The 18,837-nt window shown below is 58.5% G+C and carries 17 protein-coding genes; 15 read left to right on the forward strand and 2 right to left on the reverse strand.

From position 1 onward, the window contains the following. The 8 genes from KP808_RS25695 (at position 1) to KP808_RS25730 (ending at position 8,115) form a co-directional block, all read left to right on the forward strand. Positions 1 to 960 (forward strand): ABC transporter substrate-binding protein, encoded by a 960-nt coding sequence (locus KP808_RS25695; RefSeq protein WP_230017191.1) that lies wholly within the window; start codon positions 1 to 3, stop codon positions 958 to 960. After that, positions 957 to 1,997: a FecCD family ABC transporter permease gene (locus KP808_RS25700; protein WP_230017192.1), complete on the forward strand. Its 1,041-nt coding sequence runs from the start codon at positions 957 to 959 to the stop codon at positions 1,995 to 1,997. The genes KP808_RS25695 and KP808_RS25700 overlap by 4 nt, the downstream gene beginning before the upstream one ends. A 177-nt stretch (positions 1,998 to 2,174) precedes the next feature. Further along, the gene (locus KP808_RS25705) at positions 2,175 to 3,503 is read left to right on the forward strand and encodes a UDP-glucose dehydrogenase family protein (RefSeq protein WP_230017193.1); all 1,329 of its coding nucleotides are present in this window, start codon (positions 2,175 to 2,177) and stop codon (positions 3,501 to 3,503) included. Continuing rightward, the gene (locus KP808_RS25710; RefSeq protein WP_230017194.1) at positions 3,500 to 4,495 is read left to right on the forward strand and encodes an NAD-dependent epimerase; all 996 of its coding nucleotides are present in this window, start codon (positions 3,500 to 3,502) and stop codon (positions 4,493 to 4,495) included. Before KP808_RS25705 ends, KP808_RS25710 begins: the two co-directional genes overlap by 4 nt. 11 nt (positions 4,496 to 4,506) lie before the next feature. After that, positions 4,507 to 5,250, forward strand: a complete 744-nt coding sequence (locus tag KP808_RS25715; protein ID WP_010213812.1) for a glycosyltransferase family 2 protein — start codon at positions 4,507 to 4,509, stop codon at positions 5,248 to 5,250. Further along, the gene (locus KP808_RS25720; RefSeq protein WP_010213815.1) at positions 5,247 to 5,531 is read left to right on the forward strand and encodes a lipid-A-disaccharide synthase N-terminal domain-containing protein; all 285 of its coding nucleotides are present in this window, start codon (positions 5,247 to 5,249) and stop codon (positions 5,529 to 5,531) included. The genes KP808_RS25715 and KP808_RS25720 overlap by 4 nt, the downstream gene beginning before the upstream one ends. Further along, complete coding sequence (locus KP808_RS25725; RefSeq protein WP_230017195.1) at positions 5,528 to 7,057, forward strand: ArnT family glycosyltransferase; 1,530 nt, start codon at positions 5,528 to 5,530, stop codon at positions 7,055 to 7,057. The genes KP808_RS25720 and KP808_RS25725 overlap by 4 nt, the downstream gene beginning before the upstream one ends. A gap of 41 nt (positions 7,058 to 7,098) precedes the next feature. Continuing rightward, positions 7,099 to 8,115 (forward strand): SdiA-regulated domain-containing protein, encoded by a 1,017-nt coding sequence (locus KP808_RS25730; RefSeq protein WP_230017196.1) that lies wholly within the window; start codon positions 7,099 to 7,101, stop codon positions 8,113 to 8,115. 42 nt (positions 8,116 to 8,157) lie between these two features. On the opposite strand, the gene KP808_RS25735 is transcribed toward KP808_RS25730, so the two are convergent. Next, entirely contained in the window at positions 8,158 to 9,735 is a 1,578-nt protein-coding gene (locus KP808_RS25735) for a carbohydrate porin (RefSeq protein WP_230017197.1), read from the reverse strand. 167 nt (positions 9,736 to 9,902) lie between these two features. On the opposite strand from KP808_RS25735, the gene KP808_RS25740 reads away from it, so the two are divergent. From KP808_RS25740 to KP808_RS25765, 6 genes are all read left to right on the forward strand, one after another. Next, complete coding sequence (locus KP808_RS25740) at positions 9,903 to 11,177, forward strand: ABC transporter substrate-binding protein (protein ID WP_230017198.1); 1,275 nt, start codon at positions 9,903 to 9,905, stop codon at positions 11,175 to 11,177. A gap of 21 nt (positions 11,178 to 11,198) precedes the next feature. Further along, positions 11,199 to 12,161: a carbohydrate ABC transporter permease gene (locus tag KP808_RS25745; RefSeq protein WP_219170669.1), complete on the forward strand. Its 963-nt coding sequence runs from the start codon at positions 11,199 to 11,201 to the stop codon at positions 12,159 to 12,161. Next, positions 12,158 to 13,000 (forward strand): carbohydrate ABC transporter permease, encoded by an 843-nt coding sequence (locus tag KP808_RS25750; protein WP_230017199.1) that lies wholly within the window; start codon positions 12,158 to 12,160, stop codon positions 12,998 to 13,000. The genes KP808_RS25745 and KP808_RS25750 overlap by 4 nt, the downstream gene beginning before the upstream one ends. 27 nt (positions 13,001 to 13,027) lie before the next feature. Then, positions 13,028 to 14,173 carry an ABC transporter ATP-binding protein gene (locus KP808_RS25755; protein WP_230017200.1) on the forward strand — a complete coding sequence of 382 codons (1,146 nt, stop codon included), beginning with the start codon at positions 13,028 to 13,030 and terminating at the stop codon, positions 14,171 to 14,173. Next, positions 14,170 to 15,684, forward strand: coding sequence for a glycoside hydrolase family 32 protein (locus tag KP808_RS25760; protein ID WP_230017201.1), 1,515 nt, complete (start codon positions 14,170 to 14,172; stop codon positions 15,682 to 15,684). The genes KP808_RS25755 and KP808_RS25760 overlap by 4 nt, the downstream gene beginning before the upstream one ends. Before the next feature lie 67 nt (positions 15,685 to 15,751). Beyond that, positions 15,752 to 16,744, forward strand: a complete 993-nt coding sequence (locus tag KP808_RS25765) for a LacI family DNA-binding transcriptional regulator (protein WP_230017202.1) — start codon at positions 15,752 to 15,754, stop codon at positions 16,742 to 16,744. A gap of 100 nt (positions 16,745 to 16,844) precedes the next feature. On the opposite strand, the gene KP808_RS25770 is transcribed toward KP808_RS25765, so the two are convergent. After that, positions 16,845 to 17,300: a winged helix-turn-helix transcriptional regulator gene (locus KP808_RS25770; protein WP_230017203.1), complete on the reverse strand. Its 456-nt coding sequence runs from the start codon at positions 17,298 to 17,300 to the stop codon at positions 16,845 to 16,847. Positions 17,301 to 17,449: 149 nt separating this feature from the next. Between KP808_RS25770 and KP808_RS25775 the strand changes: the two genes are divergently transcribed. Continuing rightward, the gene (locus tag KP808_RS25775; protein ID WP_005744939.1) at positions 17,450 to 18,706 is read left to right on the forward strand and encodes an MFS transporter; all 1,257 of its coding nucleotides are present in this window, start codon (positions 17,450 to 17,452) and stop codon (positions 18,704 to 18,706) included. Positions 18,707 to 18,837: the final 131 nt, after the last annotated feature.

The following is an 18,837-nucleotide window of genomic DNA, read 5'->3' on the forward strand; positions in this document are numbered from 1 at the left end:
ATGAACGCCCTGCTCACCCGCCTGGCTTTGATCACCTTGTTGTGCAGCCCGATGGTGCAAGCGCAACCCAGCGCCTACCCCGTCACCGTGCAAAGCTGCGACCGCTCGGTGACCTTCAGGGCTGCGCCGCAGCGTGCAGTCAGCAATGATGTAAACCTCACCAAAATGATGGTTGCCCTGGGTTTGCAATCACACATGGTGGGCTACAGCGGCATCACCGGCTGGAACAAACCTGATCAGGGCCTGCTGCGCGACCTTGGCAATCTGCCCGAGCTGGCCAGCAAATACCCGTCTCTGGAAACACTGCTCAATGCCAACGCCGACTTCTATTTTGCCGGCTGGAACTATGGCATGCGGGTGGGAGGCGACGTCACGCCGCAGAGCCTGGCCCCATTGGGTATTCAGGCCTATGAGCTGACCGAGTCCTGCGCGCAGATAATGCCGCGCGCTGAAGCGACGCTTGCGGATGTCTACAACGACTTGCTGAACCTGGGCCGGATATTCGACGTACAGGCTCGCGCAGAGACGCTGGTTGCGCAAATGCGCCACAGCGTAAGCAAGGTTCAGGCAAGCGTGGCAGGCAAATCGCCGCCCAGGGTTTTCCTGTATGACAGCGGTGAAGACCGGCCCATGACCGCTGGGCGGCTGGCAATCCCCCAGGCACTGATCAGCGCCGCGGGCGGGCAGAATGTCATGGGCGACGTCGCGGCCAGTTGGACCCACGTCAACTGGGAGTCGGTTGTGCAAAGCAACCCCGAGGTTATTGTGATCGTCGACTACGGCGAAGTCAGCGCCGCGCAGAAACAGCACTTCCTTGAAAGCAACCCGGCGCTGCAATCCATCGACGCGATCCGCAACCGACGCTATGTCGTGCTGCCCTACGTGGCGGTGACGCCTGGTATCGATAACGTCACAGCCATCGAGACGCTTGCAGCGGCATTTCATGACGTGACGCGATGACCCTGGCGCAGTGGCTGACCGAGCGTCCTCGCCGGTACACGGGTTTGCTGATCACTCTGACGCTCGTGCTGCTGCTCTCATGCCTGGTGTGCATCACCTTCGGCGCGGCCCCTGTGCCGTTGAACCGGGTGATGGATATCCTGATGTTCAAGCTGTTCGGCGCGAGCGAAAACCCACCCCTCTGGACCGCGGGACAGGAAACCATCGTCTGGCTGATACGCACGCCCCGTGTATTACTGGGCGTGCTGGCAGGCGCGGGACTGGCCCTGATCGGCAGCGTCCTGCAAGCCGCGACGCGCAACCCGCTGGCCGACCCTCACCTGCTGGGAGCGACCTCGGGCGCGACACTCGGCGCAGTTATCGTGGTCATGCATGTAGGGGAAGTGCTTGGCACACTGACATTGCCACTGGCTGCATTTGTCGGCTCGCTGGTCAGCCTGTGCCTGGTGCTGTGGCTGGCCAGCCACAAAGGCCGCCTGGACAGCCAACGCCTGCTGCTCGGCGGTGTGGCCATGTCCTTCGTGATGATGGCAATCGCCAACCTGTCGCTGTTTCTGGGCGACCACCGCGCCAGCTCTTCAGTGCTGTTCTGGATGCTTGGCGGGCTGGGTCTGGCGCGCTGGGAGCTGCTTGTTGTGCCACTGATCACGGTTCTGTCTGGCTGGGTTCTTTTGCAAGGGCTGGGTCGTTCCCTGAACGCACTGATGGGCGGCGATCAGACCGCCACAAGCCTTGGTCTGCAAGTACGCAATGTGCGCCTGCTGGTTTTCCTGATCGCCTCACTGATGACCGGCGTACTGGTCGCGCTGTGCGGCTCCATAGGTTTCGTCGGCCTGATGGTGCCGCACATCGCCAGACGTCTGGTGGGCTCGGAGCATCGACGACTGCTGCCCGTCGCCACGCTTCTGGGTGCTTTGTTGATGATCTGGGTGGATGTCATTTCCCGCACGCTTATCGCGCCAGAAGATCTGCCTATCGGTATTGCGACGGCTTTGTTGGGAGGGTTGTTTTTTATTTTCATGATGAAGCGAAGCTAGAGGCTGCCAACTGATCACTTGAAGTATGACCGCCCTTGGCTTTTTCACTACATGACAAACTCATGTCATCGTTTCTTAACACATTTATGACATTTATCTTGCGCTAGTTGTTCAAGACGCGTTCGGGCGCCTGAAACAAACCAGGCTCCTCAATTCATGGAGCAGAAGGAGCAGCACTTGAAAGTGACAGTGTTCGGAACCGGTTATGTGGGGCTTACCCTTGCCGCCTGCCTGGCGGAAGTGGGCCACACCGTATGCTGCATGGATGTCGACAGCAAACGCATTAATGCGCTGCGCGAAGGCATATGTCCTATATTCGAGCCCGGTCTTGGCGAACTTCTCCGCAACGGCCTGGACTGCAAAAGACTAAGTTTCACAACCGATGAAGTGCACGCCAGCCGCTTTGCAGAGTTGGTCTTCATCGCAGTTGGCACACCAGCGCAAGCCGACGGCAAAGCAGACCTGAGCCAGGTGTTTGCCGTGCTGCGCTCCGTGCTCAGACACGCTGACGGTGCTCGGATCATTGTCAACAAGTCCACTTCGCCCGTGGGGACAGTTGACCGCCTGCTCGCTGAAATCGCTGCCAGTCCACGACGCGATGACGGCTTTGAAGTGATCAGCAACCCAGAGTTTTTCAAGGAAGGCTGCGCGGTCAGTGATTGCCTGCGTCCGGATCGCATTATCGTCGGCGGGGCCAGCCCGCAAGCGCTGGAGCAGATGCGCGAGTTGTATCAGCCGTTCAGTCGCAACCGCGAGAAGTTTGTGATCATGGATGCCCGTAGCGCGGAACTGGCCAAGTACGCTGCCAACTGCCTGCTGGCGACCAAGATTTCGTTCATCAACGAGATGGCCAACCTGGCCGAACAGGTGGGTGCCGACATAGAACAGGTCCGGCTTGGCATTGGCTCCGACCCTCGCATTGGCTACGACTTCATTTACCCAGGCTGCGGCTTCGGTGGCTCATGCTTTCCCAAGGACTTGCAGGCGCTGATCGGCACAGCCAGCGAGAACGGGGTGGAGACAGCGCTGCTCAATGCTGTCGAACAGGTCAATCGCCGCCAGAAGCACCGTCTGTTTAAAAATATCCACGCTCATTATCACGGCGAACTCAAGGGCAAGGTCTTCGCTGTCTGGGGGCTGGCCTTCAAACCCAATACCGACGATATTCGCGAAGCATCCAGCCATGCCCTGCTTGAAGCACTCTGGGCAGCCGGTGCCAGGGTTCAGGCCCACGACCCGCAGGCGATCGAAGCTATCAGGCATCATTATGGCGAGCGTGATGACCTGCAACTGGTGCAGTGCAAGCAAGATGCTCTGGAAGGTGCAGATGCTCTGGTAGTGGTGACCGAATGGCAGGACTACCGGGTGCTGGATCTGGACCAGCTCGGCGAGAAACTGCGGGATCGAGCGGTTTTCGATGGCCGCAACCTGTTCGACCCGTCGCAATTGCGTGATGCCGGATTTGCCTACTATGGCATTGGTCGTGGCCAGGCGATCCAGCCATGACGGTGCTCGTGACAGGTGCTGCCGGATTCATTGGCTTCCATGTCGCCAAACGTCTGTGCGAGCTCGGTATAGAGGTCGTCGGTATCGACAACCTCAACGACTATTACAGCGTCGAACTTAAACAATCGCGACTGGCCATACTCCAGCGCCTGCCAGGTTTCACGTTCAACAGGCTGGACATCACCGATGCCGAAGGTCTGTCCGCCCTGTTCTCGCGCAATGAATTCGAACAGGTCATCCACCTGGCAGCCCAGGCTGGTGTGCGCTATTCGCTTGAGCAACCGAATGTTTACGCCCAATCCAACCTGGTCGGCTTTATCAACGTGCTCGAGGCCTGTCGGCAGTTCAGGCCAGCGCACCTGATCTACGCGTCGAGCAGCTCGGTCTACGGCGCCAATACGCGCATGCCGTTTCAGGTTGAGGATGCCGTCGACCGGCCGCTGTCCCTGTATGCCGCCACCAAGCGCGCCAATGAACTCACCGCCTACAGCTATTCCCACCTGTACGGCCTGCGCGCCACAGGACTGCGTTTTTTCACTGTCTACGGACCTTGGGGCCGGCCTGACATGGCGCTGTTCAAGTTCACAAAAGCCATGTTGGCCGGGCAGCCTGTGGATATCTACAACCATGGCGAAATGGCCCGAGACTTCACTTACATCGACGATATTGTCGAAAGCATCCTGCGTCTGCGCTTGCTGCCGCCCGACACGGTTGGCAGCGAGCCACCTCACCAACTCTTCAACATCGGCCGCGGTCAGCCCGTCAAGCTGCTGGAGTTCGTCGATTGCCTGGAGGCCGCGCTAGGCCTGCGCGCCGAGCGACGCTACCTGCCTTTGCAAGCAGGCGACGTATTGCAAACCTGGGCTGACGTCAGTGCGCTGAGCCAATGGATCGACTTTCAACCACAGGTCTCGGTCGACACCGGCGTCAGGGCCTTCGTCGACTGGTATCGGGAGCATTATCAGGCCCGGCTCTGTGTGCCACTTCAATAACAAGGACTTCCATGACCACGCCCACCTTTCTCTCCGTCGTGATACCGGCCAAAAATGAAGCCGATAACCTGCCAAGCCTGATAAAAGAGATTTGCACAGCGCTGGACGGTGAGCGCTACGAGATCCTGGTCGTTGATGACGGCAGCACAGACGACACCTTGAAAGTGCTGACTCACCTCAAGGACAGCGGGCTGACCGTGTTGCGGATCCTGCGCCACGAGCAGTCGCTCGGGCAGAGCACCTCGGTCTATCACGCGGCACTGGCGGCCAACGGCACCTGGCTGGCGACCCTGGACGGTGACGGTCAGAACGACCCTGCGGACATTCCAGGAATGCTGGCGTTGGTACGCGCTCACGAAGCAGGCCCCGGGGCGATCCAGCTGGTGGCAGGGCACCGTGTGAATCGTCGCGATACGGCCAGTAAACGCTGGGCCTCGCGATTCGCAAACGGCCTGCGTAGTCGCCTTCTCAAGGACGCTACCCCAGACACCGGTTGCGGTCTGAAACTGATTGAGCGGGCAGCGTTTCTGCGCTTGCCGTACTTCGACCATATGCACCGGTTCATTCCAGCGCTGATTCAGCGGCATAACGGCCGTATGGTCACGCACCCCGTCAACCACCGCCATCGCCAGGCCGGCGTGTCCAAGTACGGCAACTTGGACCGCGCACTGGTGGGCATTCTGGATCTGGTCGGGGTCTGGTGGTTGATCCGCCGCACCCGCCTGGATGTTGAGGCACAGGAACTACGGTCATGAAACCGGACAACGAAACCTTCTGGCTGATCCTCGGCTTTGTCGGGCAGGCCGTCTTTACCGGACGCTTTGTCCTGCAATGGCTGTACAGCGAATTCAAGAAGCGCAGCATCATTCCGGTGGGCTTCTGGTACCTGAGCATGCTGGGCAGCACTATCTTGCTGGCTTACGCCATTTATCGACAGGACCCGGTCTTCATTGCCGGCCAGTCCTTTGGTCTGCTGGTGTACATGCGCAACCTGCAGCTGATCAGCCGACAGGCCAAGACACCCGAGGAGCAATGACGTTGCGAACTCAACTTTCGCCTCGCCTCGAGGGATGGCTACTGGTCGCACTGGCCGTTTTACTGGTCGGTGCCGGCCTGGGCCTGCGTCTACCGCAGAACGTGGACGAAGAACGTTTTCTGGGCGTTGCTCTGGAAATGCTGCAGAACGGCTCGTGGTTCGTCCCGCACAGGGCCGGGGAGATTTATGCCGACAAGCCGCCGCTGTTCATGTGGGCTACCGCATTCTTCATCTGGTTGACGGGCAGCCCGAACATCGCGCTTTACCTGCCCGGGCTGCTCTCTGCAGGCGCGACCACCGCAGTCCTCTACGATCTGGGCAGCCGTCTGTGGAACCGACGTATCGGACGGTACGCCGCCTTGCTGTTCCTGGCGACCTATCAGACCTACAGCATCCTGCGCACCGGACAAATCGATAGCTTCCTGTGCTTATGGATTGCGCTGGGCTTCTATGGGCTGGTTCGCCACTTGTTGCTCGGACCGGCCTGGGGCTGGTTTTATTTCAGCTGTGCGGCCATGGGCCTGGGCATTATCACCAAGGGCGTCGGTTTTGTTCCCGCATTGATGTTGATCCCTTACGCCTATGCCACGCGTAAAGGCTGGCCCGGTGTCGTGGCCATGCCTGGACAGATAGGCCGCTGGGCGCTGGGTCTACTGGCGTTATTACTTGCATGCTGCCTGTGGCTGGTGCCGATGGTTATCTCGGTCGTGCGTGATGGCGGGCCGGAAGGCTTCGCCTATGTGCAGGAAATACTCTTGCACCAGACGGCTAATCGCTACGCCAGCGCCTGGGACCATCGCGAGCCATTCTGGTATTTCTTCGTCAAAGTCATCCCCCAGTATTGGCTGCCATTGGTGCTGGTGCTGCCCTGGCTGATCCCGGCATGGCGCCGACAACTGAGCAAGCGGGATGGCCGGGTTCTGGTACTGCTCGGCTGGGTCTTGCTGGTGCTGTTGTTCTTCAGCCTCTCCAGTGGCAAACGCAAGATCTACATCTTTCCGGCGCTGCCCGGTCTGGTACTGGTCGCTGCCCCCTTGCTGCCCTGGTTGTTGAAACGCTGGTTCCACGACCGCGTCAGGGCTGGGCGACTGGTCCCCGCAGTGGTGGTTGTCTGGCTCAGCCTGTGGTTCGCCAGAGGGTTCATCGAACCCGTCATAGAGGGAGAAAATCCACACAAGAGCCTGATGGAACAAGCCGCCAGCGTCACCCAGGGAGCCGACCTGGTACTGGTCAACTGGCGCGAGGGCCACTGGCTGTATGCACGCCAACCCATCGTGCATTTCGGTTTTGCCAAGCCGTCGGCAATCGAACAGTCAGCCCGTTGGCTACGAGAACATCCCGGCACCTTTGCTCTGGTCCCGGGTGAACAATTGGCCAATTGCTTCTTGCCGGAAAAAGCCCGGCCGCTGGGTCAGACCTCCAGAGCTGACTGGTTCATCGTCGATGCCGATGCCGACAACGGCCTGTGTAAACCGGAACCGCTCATGAAAGCCTATCGCTTCGCCTGGCAGCAGAATGTTGATTAATCACCCGCCCAGCCGCCCGACACGCGGGAGTGCCTGAAGCCATGCAGTTGGAAACGATCAAGGCAAAGCGGCTGACGTGGTCGAATGTCGCTCGAAGGCAGGTATCACTCGCACAGATAGTGCTGAGTGCAGGTGCTCTCGGGGTTCTGCTGCTGGCTTACGCCGTGTCGGCACACTTTCAGGTCCACCAACAGCTGTACCATTACGGTCGCACCTGGGTGAAGGGCAATACGGCAGCCGAAAAGAATATCTGGTTGCCGGATTTCCATGTGGTTATCGACGCCAAACCACTTGCCCCGGACGTCGCCAATATCTCCGGGATAACCTACGACTACGACAATGATCGACTGCTGGCAGTGACCAACAAAGGCCCCATGCAACTGCTGGCGCTGGACGCGAACGGCGACATAATCGCTCGCTACCCATTGATCGGTTTCGACGACACAGAAGGCGTGGCTTATCTGGGTAATGGTCGCATCGTGCTGTGCGATGAAGATCTCCAGCAACTGGACATCATCACGTTGCCGACGCAAGCACGCCCAATCCACGTCGAGGAAGCCCAGTTCATTGCGCTACTGATCAACCCAAGTAACCAGAACAAGGGATTCGAGGGCGTGACCTATGATCCTGCCAACGACCGCCTGTTCGCGATCAAGGAACGCGATCCGCGCCAGATGTTCGAGGTTTCCGGAGTTCTGCGCTCCATCGATCAGGGCCGTTTGCAGATCAAAATTGCCGACCGGCTGGACTGGATAACGAAAAGTGTCGCTGCACGCGACCTTTCAGACGGTTACTACGATCCGCGAACCGGTCATTTACTGCTGCTCAGCGATCAGTCACGCTCGATCACAGAACTGGACGGTAAAGGGCGTTTCGTCAGCATTCGATCACTGCTGGGTACATTTTCCGACCTCCAGAACAGCGCTCCCCAACCTGAAGGCCTGACCATGGATCGCGACGGCAACCTGTACGTCGTGAGTGAGCCAAATCTGTTTTACAAGTTTTCAAAAGTGCCGAAACAACCCGTTGAAGAAATCAGACCCCGAGCGCAGCAATGAATTGAGAGCCTGAATTTTCACTGGCACATCTGAACTACCGCACTAGAACCAGGTTTCCATCTGGATGCCGAACTGCCAGACACCACCGGAGTTGAAATCACTTTTACCGAAGTTGCCGGTCGTGCTGTAGCGGTCCAGATCCGAAGACCAGTTCATGAGGCTTGCGAACACTCGCAATTCGGGACGCGTTAGCAGGTCACCCATGTCCGGCTTGAAGGTCGGCGCAACCGTAAACTTCCAGAAGTTGCCGTCGACTGCATTGCGTTGCAGGTAGCCTTTGGGGTCAAGGTCCATGGTTTGCCAACTCAACTCGTAGGCCATCTCGAAGTTACTGTTGATCTCGTTGGCCAGGCGCATGTTCAGAGTGAGCCAGCGGTAATCGTCGCCTTTGACGTAGCGGTCTTTGCTCTGCTCGGCCAGCAAGCTCGGGCCGATGCGCCATCCCGGCGCAACAGGCGTCTCGCCGTACATGGCCAGACGCACCGCGCGGGCGTCGTCGATCAGTTCGCCATCCGCGCCAATGTCCTTGACCTGAGCCCCCAGGCCCTGCCCATAGAGCAACGCCGTCTTGAAGAAGCCTTCCCTGCCGAAAAAGTCTTTCTGGTGATTGGCCAACATGGTGTGCAGGCCTGAATCTGCGGGCGCAAAACCCGCTTGATTGGTGCGCGTACCGACGTCGTTTTTCTTTGCGCCAATGGCGTTGAACATCCACTGCCATTGACCATTGGCGAAGAATTGGTTGGAGGTCAGGATGTAGCTTTCCACATCGGCATCGACGCCGCCCTCACTGAAATCTCCGTAGTTACGTCCAATCAGGGAATAGTTCGAGCGCCAGTCCTTGTTCATCTGCACATCGTAGATACCGCCACCAGTACCGGCCAGAAAGACCACGTCCGAGTCCAGCCAGTGGATATCGAAATTATCCCTGTCGAAGCGCTTGCCGGCCCACAGCGTGGCGTTCTCGAACACCGAATTACCCTTGAAGGCGGCAATGTGGTCGAGTTCGGTAAATACCTGACGCACGTTCAGGCTGCTTTCGGTGGCCGTCCAGTCGTTATAGCTTTCAACGCCGTCGGCGATGGAGACGGTGAATTTGGAACGCGTGCCGTTCTGCGCGTAGATTTCTTTCGACAGATCGAAGCGCATGTAGGTGTCGTCTTCGTTACCCAGCCGCCCGACTGCTCCACCGACTGAACCTGCGGGGGTTGTATAAGGCCCACCGCGACCTCCGCCCAAACCGTCGTTGATCAACAGACCGGAGCGAGCGTAGCCCTTGAAGCTGAACCCGTCGGTGAGGTGTCCGGCACTGCCTGGCTTGTCCATGCTTTGCTGGCGGGCTTCGAGTTTTGCCACGCGATCATCCAGAGCCGGCTGTGAACTGGCCGCAACGGTGGACGCAGAAGTGGGTGCGGCAGGCTGCGCAACGGGGGTCGAGAGTTTGAGTTGCTGAAGCTCCCTGGCGAGCGCCTGGGTTTGCTGTTCGGCTGCGGCTGCACGTTTTTCCGCAGCGCTGGCACGGGCTTCGAATGCGGCCATCCGCTCTTCCAGAGTCGCGGCCTGAGAGACGGTTGTCGAGATGCCGAGTACCCCTGCGAGTAGCCATCTTGATGCGTTCTGCATGTGGACTTCCTGTTTTGTTTTTATTGTTTTCGTGACGTTGGCCGAGCCTTTTTCCTTCAGCACAAAATTGTGCAAATCGGAGAAAAAAGGGTGCCACATCGAAAATACGCTGTTACATTGACGATGTTAACGTTAACTTTTATAAAAACAAAAATAAAGAGGGCTCTATGAAACAGCTGAAATCTCTTCTTCCCGCCGCGCTGCTCACCCTGTCTGCCGGGTTTTCTGCGCTGTCGAACGCAGCCGATCTGACGATCTCGTGCGGGGCCGTCGGCGCTGAATTGCAATTGTGCAAGGAAGCCGTCGATGCGTGGTCGAAACAGACCGGCAACAACGTTCAGGTGGTTTCAACGCCTAACTCGGCAACCGAACGCCTGTCGTTCTACCAGCAGATCCTCAGCGCCAAGTCCACCGACATCGACATCATCCAGATCGACATGGTGTGGCCGGGTATGCTCGCCACACACCTGACGGACCTGCGCGAGCTGCTTCCAGCGAATGCGACACAAGGCTATTTCCAGGCACAGGTGGACAACGCCACCGTCGACGGCCGGCTGGTGACAATGCCCTGGTTCACCGACTCGGGGCTGCTGTACTACCGCAAGGATTTGCTCGAAAAATACCAAAAGCCCATCCCCCAGACCTGGGAGGACATGACCGCTACCGCCAGGCAGGTGCAACAGGCCGAGCGCGATGCGGGCAACGCCAATATGTGGGGCTATGTCTTCCAGGGGCGCGCGTATGAAGGCCTGACGTGCAACGCCCTGGAATGGATCAGCAGCCAGCCGGACGGCGGACTGATCAACCCACGAGGAGACATCGTGGTGAACAGCCAGGCCTCAAGAGCCGCATTGACCCTGGCAAAAAGCTGGGTCGGCGACATCTCCCCGCGCGGCGTGCTCAATTACACCGAGGAAGAAGGGCGCGGTGTATTCCAGTCGGGTAACGCGTTGTTCATGCGTAACTGGCCTTACGTCTGGGCCTTGGTGCAAAGCAAGGACAGCGCGGTAAAAGACAAGGTTGGCGTCGCTCCCCTGCCGCGTGGCGGTGCGAACGGTACTCATGCTTCCACGCTCGGAGGCTGGGGCCTGGCGGTATCGCGATACAGCAGCAACCCCAAGCTTGCCGCAGAACTGGTGGCGTACCTGACCAGTGCCCAACAGCAAAAACAGCGTGCCCTGGCAGGCGCTTACAACCCGGTTATCGAGTCGCTTTATACCGACCCCGAGTTGCTCGCGGCGATGCCTTACTACACCCAGTTGCACGGCATCCTCAGCAATGGGGTCATGCGCCCTGCCGCCATCACCGCCAGCGGCTACCCGCGTGTCTCCAACGCGTTCTTTGATCGAGTGCATAGCGTGCTGGCGGGCGATTTGCCGGTCGATCAGGCACTGGTCGACCTGGAGCGCGACCTGACGCGCATCAAACGCCGGAACTGGTAAGCCACATGTAAGGAGATCAACATGCCTTCCTCTTCTATCGACTTTCCCGGTGACGACGTCCTGATTACCCGGGAAACGCCTGTGCAACGTCGCAGGTTACGTGCCGCCTGGCTGTTTCTGACGCCGATGCTGGTGTGCCTGACGCTGGTGGCGGCCTGGCCGTTACTTCGCACTTTCTGGTTCAGCCTTACCGACGCCGACCTGTCGGACACTGAAGGCGGCGCATTCATTGGCCTGAGCAATTATCTGCTCTACGACGGCAACCTCTGGTCTGGCGTCCTGGTCGATCCGCAATGGTGGAACGCGGTGCGCAACACCTTGCATTTCACCGTGGTGTCGGTAGGGCTGGAAATGGTCCTGGGCCTGTTGGTGGCGTTGCTGTTGAACGTCAAATTCACTGGCCGCGCGCTGGTCCGTGCGTTGATCCTGATCCCCTGGGCGATTCCGACTATTGTCTCGGCGAAGATCTGGTCATGGATGCTCAATGACCAGTTCGGCATTATCAACCACATGATGCTGAGCCTGGGCCTGATCGACGCGCCGCTGGCCTGGACGGCAGATGCGGATCTGTCGATGTGGGCAGTGATCATTGTCGACGTCTGGAAGACCGTACCCTTCGTCACCCTGCTGATGCTCGCGGCGCTGCAGATGCTGCCAAGCGATTGCTACGAAGCCGCCAGGGTTGACGGCATTCATCCGTTGCGGGTGTTCTGGCGTGTCACGTTGCCGTTGCTGATGCCGGCCTTGTTGGTCGCCGCGATCTTTCGCATCCTCGACTCACTGCGGGTGTTCGACGTCATCTATGTGCTGACCTCCAACTCCTCAAGCACCATGAGCATGTCGGTCTATGCCCGCCAGCATTTGGTGGAATTCCAGGACGTAGGCTACGGCAGCGCCGCCTCGACCCTGCTGTTTCTGGTCGTGGCAGTGATTGCCATGCTTTATCTGTACCTCGGGCGTCGCCAACTGGAGGTGCGTTCATGAACCTGCGCCAACTGAAGAAAGCACTGCTACGTATGGGTTTCTGGTGCCTGATAGGGATCTTGCTGCTCTACGCGATCTTCCCTTTCTACTACGCCATCGTGACATCGCTGAAGCCTTCCAGTGCCTTGTTCGAGGCTAGCTACTGGATTGCCAAACCCGACTTCTCCAATTACGCGGCAGTTCTCAGCCAGCCGTCATTCCTGCAGGCCATCGCCAACTCGCTGGTGGTTGCGCTGAGTGTCGTGATGCTGGCGCTGTTTCTCGGTCTGACCGCGTCCTATGCCTTGGGCAGGGTCAAGTTCCGTGGGCGCGGCACGGTCCTGATGATGGTTCTCGGCGTCTCCATGTTTCCTCAGGTCGCGGTGCTGTCGGGGCTGTTTGAAGTCATCCGCGCGCTGGGTCTCTATAACACCTCATGGGCGTTGATCCTCAGCTACACGATTTTCACCCTGCCCTTCACCGTCTGGGTGCTGACCACGTTCATGGGGCAACTGCCGCATGAACTGGAGGAAGCGGCAATCATGGATGGTGCCTCGCCTTGGGTCACGCTTACCCGTGTGCTGTTGCCACTGCTGTGGCCCGCGCTGGTCACCACCGGCCTGCTGGCTTTTATTGCCGCGTGGAACGAATTCCTGTTTGCCCTGACCTTCACCCTGACAGATGCCCAACGAACGGTCCCGGTCGCCATCGCCCTGATTTCAGGTGGCAGCTCTCACGAATTGCCCTGGGGTCTGTTGATGGCGGCGTCGGTACTGGTGACCGTCCCCTTGGTGATTCTGGTGCTGATCTTCCAGCGCCGCATCGTTTCCGGCCTCACTGCAGGCGCGTTGAAAGGTTGATGCACACAACTGACGAGGAACAGCATCATGATGAAATTGAAGCTAGCCAACATCAACAAGCAATTGGGCGGCACACGTATTCTGCGCGACGTCAGCCTGGAGATCGCTGCAGGTGAGTTCGTTGTGTTCGTTGGCCCTTCGGGCTGCGGAAAGTCGACTCTGCTGCGCCTGATCGCCGGGCTGGATTCGATCTGTGGTGGCGACCTGCTGATCGACGGACGCCGGGTCAATGACCTGGAACCGCGCGAGCGTGGCGTCGGCATGGTCTTTCAGTCTTACGCTTTGTATCCGCACATGAGCGTCTACGACAACATCAGTTTCGGTCTCAAGCTGGCCAAGACTGAAAAAGGCAGCCTGCGCGAACGCGTGCTGAAAACCGCACAGATCCTGCAACTGGAAAAACTGCTGCAACGCAAACCCCGGGAACTGTCCGGCGGGCAGCGTCAGCGTGTGGCCATGGGCAGAGCCATGGCGCGGGAACCGGACATTTTGTTGTTCGATGAACCGCTCTCCAACCTCGATGCCTCGTTGCGGGTGCAGATGCGCAACGAAATCGCCCATCTCCACAAACGGCTGGGCTCGACCATGATTTACGTCACTCACGATCAGGTAGAGGCCATGACCCTGGCTGACAAAATTGTCGTCCTCAACGGCGGTCAGGTCGAACAGGTTGGCTCACCACGCGAACTCTACGAGCGCCCCGCCAGCCACTTCGTCGCGGGTTTTCTGGGCTCGCCGAGAATGAATTTTCTGTCAGTACGCTTGCACGCACCAAGCCGCAACAGCCTGATCGATATCCCGGCACTGGGCATGACATCCCTGCCCTTCGACAGCTCTAGCCTTGCCGAAGACGCGCAATTGACCCTGGGTGTCCGTCCGGAACACATATCTCTAAGTGCGGCGAACAGTGGCACTGGCGTCACCGTGAGCGGTGTCGAATACCTGGGCAGCGAGGTCTACGTGCACCTCGCTACAGACGAGAACGAACCCTTGATCTGCCGGTGCGAGGCAAAAGCCGGATGGCAGGTGGGCGACCGGGTCGCGCTGCATTTCGATACCGAAAATCTGCACGTGTTCGACGCCGATGGCCTGGCCTTGAAACGCCACTCTGACGCCGACCAACACCTGACCCACGACACCACGCCGCACTTCGTACAAGCGGGTTCCCTATGAGTTTTTCTGTGAATGCCATGAAAGGTCCAATGTCCACCGCCCTTGAGCGCGCGCACCATGCATTGAGGGATAGCCTGGCGCAGGTAATCCACGATTATCGACCCGGTTATCACCTGGCCCCGCCTGCGGGCTGGATGAATGACCCTAACGGGGTAGTGTTCTTTCGTGGCGAATATCACGTGTTCTATCAGCACCACCCGTTCGACGCGAAATGGGGCCCGATGTACTGGGGCCATGCAAAGAGTGCCGATCTGGTCCATTGGCAGCACCTGCCCATTGCCCTGGCACCCGGTGATGACTTCGACCGGGACGGCTGTTTTTCCGGCAGTGCAGTGGTATATGACGACACCCTGGCGCTGATCTACACCGGGCACACGTGGCTGGGTGATGTGGGCGACGAGCGTTTCATCCGTCAGGTGCAGTGCCTGGCCACCAGTCTGGACGGCATCAACTTCGTCAAACACGGCGCCGTCATCGACAGCCCGCCGCAAGACACGATCATTCATTTCCGTGACCCGAAGGTCTGGCAGCAGGATGACCACTGGTACCTGATTGCCGGCGCGCGCCTGGGCGACGAGCCGCTGCTGCCGTTGTACCGGTCTGCGGACCTGCACGCCTGGGAATTCGTGAGCTATGTGTCCAGTGGCAACGAAGGCGATGGTTATATGTGGGAATGCCCTGACCTGTTTCGCCTTGATGGACGCGATGTACTGCTTTACTCCCCCCAAGGCATGCCAGCCCAGGGCTACGAGCGACTGAACAAGTTTCATACCGGCTACCGAGTGGGCCAAATCGACAGCCAATGGCAGTTCAACGGCGGGCCTTTTATCGAACTGGATAACGGCCATGACTTTTATGCTGCGCAGACCCTTGTGGCTGCCGATGGCAGACGTCTGGTGTGGGCGTGGCTCGATATGTGGGAAAGCCCGACCCCCACTGCAAACCATCACTGGCGCGGAATGCTCGGCCTGCCACGCGAACTCGAGTTGCGTGACGATCGACTTTGCGTGCACCCCGCTCGCGAACTGACAGCATTGCGCAACGCGTCATTGCCAGGCACTCCCTGGTGGAGCGGACCGGGCACTCAGTGGCTGAATGACGTACACGGCGATCTGCTCGAAATCCACGTACACCTGGACCTGCTCGACTGCATCGAAGGTCACCTGGGAGTGGCGTTGCGTTGCAGTTCAGATGGCAAGGAGCAAACTCTGCTTTACTACGATGCGTCGCTAAAACGTTTGATACTGGACCGCGATCAGTCAGGCACCCACGTCAGCGGTCAACGCAGCGTAGCAATAGACCCACAACAGGAGCGGCTTGAGTTGCGAGTCTTCCTGGATCGCTCATCCATTGAGGTATTCGAGCAAAACGGCCGCTTCAGCTTCAGTAGCCGCCTTTATCCACAGACCGACAGCCTGGGGGTCAAGCTTATTGCCAACGGAACCGGAGGCCGGGTGCGTATTGCCAGCGCCTGGGAACTCTCCTCGGGATACTTACAGGTAAATCATTGAAGTCGCGAAAAAAATCAGGCCTCTGTAGCATGATAATTATCAGTCAACCTGACAGGCCCCGCCTTGCATGACCTCAGTTAAAGACGTTGCACGATTGGCCGGTGTGTCCCTGATGACGGTATCTCGGGCACTCAATAATCCGGAAAAACTGAGCCCCGAGACGTATCAGCGAGTCCGTAGAGCGATTGACGAGCTTCAATTCGTACCCAGCCTGTCAGCGCGCAGGATTCGCGGCGACAACTTGCAGACACGAACCATCGGAGTGTTTGCGCTGGACACCGCGACAACGCCGTTTGCGGTCGAACTGCTGCTGTCCATCGAGCAGACCGCACAGCAAGCAGGCTGGAACGTATTTATCCTCAACCTGCTAAGCAACCCGCCCACCGACCAGAACGTGGACCTGATGCTGTCCCACCGACCTGACGGGTTGATCTTCAGCGCCATGGGGTTGCGCGAAGTAACTATTCCCCAGCGCTTGAAAAGCAAACCGCTGGTGCTCGCCAACTGCGTAGCCGATGACAGCAGCCTCGTCAGTTATGTGCCAGACGACGAAACAGGGCAGTACCGCGCCTTGCACCATGCGTTCAGCCAGGGCTACCGACGTCCGTTGTTTATCAATCTGCCAAAAAAGAGCCTGGCCTGGAAAATTCGCCAGGCGGGTATGCAGCGTGCCTGCCAGGCATTCGGCATGGCTACCGGCGAACTCTTGCAGTACGACCTCTCCGAGCACGACGCCTATGGGGAAACCGCAGCCATCCTCGAACGGCACATGATTGATGGCCGTCCGCAGTTCGATATTCTGATCTGCGGCAATGACCGCATAGCCTTTTGTGCCTATCAATTGCTGCTGGGTCGTGGCCTGAAAATCCCCGGTGATGTCGCCGTGCTGGGCTATGACAATATGATCGGCATCTCCGAACTGTTCATCCCTGCGCTGACCACCGTGCAACTGCCGTATTACGAGATCGGTCGCAATGCCGCCCGGTACTTGATCGATGGCCTCGAAGTCTCGGGTGCCCAGCCGGTAGATTGCCCGCTTGTGGTGAGGGAATCGTTATGAAGGGCTTGCGGTTTCGGTAACGTCAGTTCGAAGCTGGCTTTGTAACCGCCAACATCATCACAGAGCAACTTGATCAGCGATCGGTTGCTATCGACTCGCGTCAACCCCAGCGCTTGACGACCCGACGATGACAATCGGCCGGAGTCAGCACCTTGCCCGCCTTGGAACGTACGGCGATGGTTTCTACTGGCTCCGACAATTCATTGTCGAGCAGCACCGAGTAGCTCTCCCCTGCGTTGAACAAGAAGCGCTCCCCCCACTGGCGCATGCTGACGACGATGGGGAACACCGCGCGGCCCATATCAGTCAGCACATATTCTTTGTAGGCACTGCCGTCGGAGGCCGGCTGAATGTCGAATACGCCCAACTCCACGAGCATTTTGAGCTTGACCGTGAGGATGTTCTTGGCGAGACCAAGACGTTTCTGAAATTCACTGAAGCGGCGAACGTCGTCGAATGCGTCGCGGATGATCATTAAAACCCAGCGATCTCCGATTGCTTCAAGCGTGCGGGCGACAGGGCATTCGCTCTGCGCCAATAATTGCTGTTTGGCCATGGGGCTCCTAGAGGCGAGGTAGCAGGAAATGTAAAAAGTTCTAACGTCAGACGAAAATGTTTTACACATGTGGTTGCATTTAACAACCTCGTTTGTTAAAAGTTCACACAAGGTTTTCTTTTGCAACCACATATTCCAAGGATGGAGCGATGCCGTTCAAGTCTCGTGCCCCGGTAAAGATGGAAATCGAAGCCGAAAAATCCAGCGGTGGGTACACGCAAGCTCCCCAACCCCGGGACACCCCCAAGCTTAGTCGCTATCAAACTTTTCTTTTTGCAATTACCTGCGCCATGGCGGTCGCAAACGTCTACTTCGCCCAGCCTTTGCTGGAATCGATGGCTGCCAGCCTGTCGGTTTCGCCGGGCACGATTGGTGTCGTAGTGACCGCGACACAAGCAGGTTATGCCGTCGGATTGTTGTTCATCGTTCCGCTGGGTGATTTGCTCAATCGCAAGAAACTTATCCTTACACAAATGCTGCTGTCAGCTCTGGCCCTTTGCGCAGTGGGTCTGTCGCAGGATTGGGGCATGTTGCTCGGCTCGATGGTGCTCGTTGGCCTGATGGCAGTCGTGGTGCAGGTGGTGGTTGCCTACGCCGCTTCGCTGGCGAGTCCCGAGCAACGTGGCGAAGCCGTCGGCACCGTGACCAGTGGCGTGGTGCTGGGAATTCTGCTAGCCCGCTTCGTCTCCGGTGCAGTGGCTGATCTGGCCGGCTGGCGCGGCGTTTATTTTGTCTCGGCCGCCCTGATGATCGGCATGGCACTGGTGCTGATGCGCGCCATGCCTGCCTCCACCACGCCACCAGCGAAAGGCGGCTACTGGCAACTGCTGCGATCGGTGTTCCAGTTGTACCTGACCGAACGCACATTGCGTGTCCGGGGCACCTTCGCCCTGCTGATCTTCGCCGCATTCAGTGTGTTGTGGACGTCGATGGTACTGCCGCTCAGCGCACCGCCGTTGTCGCTGTCACACACCCAGATTGGTTTGTTCGGACTCGCCGGTGTGGCCGGTGCGCTGGCAGCGGCACGGGCCGGACGGCTCGCCGACCAAGGGCTCGGCAATCGCACCACGGGCATCGCGCTGGCACTGTTGACCTTGTCCTGGCTGCCGACGGCGTTCGTTGAACACTCATTACTCGCCATGGTGGTGGGTGTGGTGTTACTGGATTTCGCCGTGCAAGCCGTCCATGTCACCAATCAGAGTCTGATCTTTGCCGCACGCCCCGATGCGCAAAGCCGACTGGTGGGTGCCTACATGTGTTTCTACTCGGTAGGCAGTGGTCTGGGTGCCATCGCTGCGACTTATACATATGCACACTTTGGCTGGGTCGCCGTTTGTAGTTTGGGTGCCGCCATCAGCGCAGTTGCCCTGCTGTACTGGACCTACCTGGAACTGACGTCCACATAACGTTCACCCCTTAATAAACTTCTCGCGATCGTCAGTTAACGGATGGCGTGAAACAGCGGGAAGCCGGTGGCAAGAACATCATCCCGCTGGGCTACCGCGTCGGGGACGACCACCTTCACCAAGGCAAATAA

This window comes from Pseudomonas savastanoi, assembly GCF_020917325.1.
Lineage (GTDB): Bacteria > Pseudomonadota > Gammaproteobacteria > Pseudomonadales > Pseudomonadaceae > Aquipseudomonas > Aquipseudomonas amygdali.

Bases quoted from the DNA above. Each gene is read 5' to 3' on its own strand.
- KP808_RS25695 (WP_230017191.1), top strand. From the start codon at position 1: ATGAACGCCCTGCTCACCCGCCTGGCTTTGATCACCTTGTTGTGCAGC.
- KP808_RS25700 (WP_230017192.1), top strand. From the start codon at position 957: ATGACCCTGGCGCAGTGGCTGACCGAGCGTCCTCGCCGGTACACGGGT.
- KP808_RS25710 (WP_230017194.1), top strand. From the start codon at position 3,500: ATGACGGTGCTCGTGACAGGTGCTGCCGGATTCATTGGCTTCCATGTC.
- KP808_RS25715 (WP_010213812.1), top strand. From the start codon at position 4,507: ATGACCACGCCCACCTTTCTCTCCGTCGTGATACCGGCCAAAAATGAA.
- KP808_RS25720 (WP_010213815.1), top strand. From the start codon at position 5,247: ATGAAACCGGACAACGAAACCTTCTGGCTGATCCTCGGCTTTGTCGGG.
- KP808_RS25725 (WP_230017195.1), top strand. From the start codon at position 5,528: ATGACGTTGCGAACTCAACTTTCGCCTCGCCTCGAGGGATGGCTACTG.
- KP808_RS25730 (WP_230017196.1), top strand. From the start codon at position 7,099: ATGCAGTTGGAAACGATCAAGGCAAAGCGGCTGACGTGGTCGAATGTC.
- KP808_RS25735 (WP_230017197.1), bottom strand. From the start codon at position 9,735: ATGCAGAACGCATCAAGATGGCTACTCGCAGGGGTACTCGGCATCTCG.
- KP808_RS25740 (WP_230017198.1), top strand. From the start codon at position 9,903: ATGAAACAGCTGAAATCTCTTCTTCCCGCCGCGCTGCTCACCCTGTCT.
- KP808_RS25745 (WP_219170669.1), top strand. From the start codon at position 11,199: ATGCCTTCCTCTTCTATCGACTTTCCCGGTGACGACGTCCTGATTACC.
- KP808_RS25750 (WP_230017199.1), top strand. From the start codon at position 12,158: ATGAACCTGCGCCAACTGAAGAAAGCACTGCTACGTATGGGTTTCTGG.
- KP808_RS25755 (WP_230017200.1), top strand. From the start codon at position 13,028: ATGATGAAATTGAAGCTAGCCAACATCAACAAGCAATTGGGCGGCACA.
- KP808_RS25760 (WP_230017201.1), top strand. From the start codon at position 14,170: ATGAGTTTTTCTGTGAATGCCATGAAAGGTCCAATGTCCACCGCCCTT.
- KP808_RS25765 (WP_230017202.1), top strand. From the start codon at position 15,752: ATGACCTCAGTTAAAGACGTTGCACGATTGGCCGGTGTGTCCCTGATG.
- KP808_RS25770 (WP_230017203.1), bottom strand. From the start codon at position 17,300: ATGGCCAAACAGCAATTATTGGCGCAGAGCGAATGCCCTGTCGCCCGC.
- KP808_RS25775 (WP_005744939.1), top strand. From the start codon at position 17,450: ATGCCGTTCAAGTCTCGTGCCCCGGTAAAGATGGAAATCGAAGCCGAA.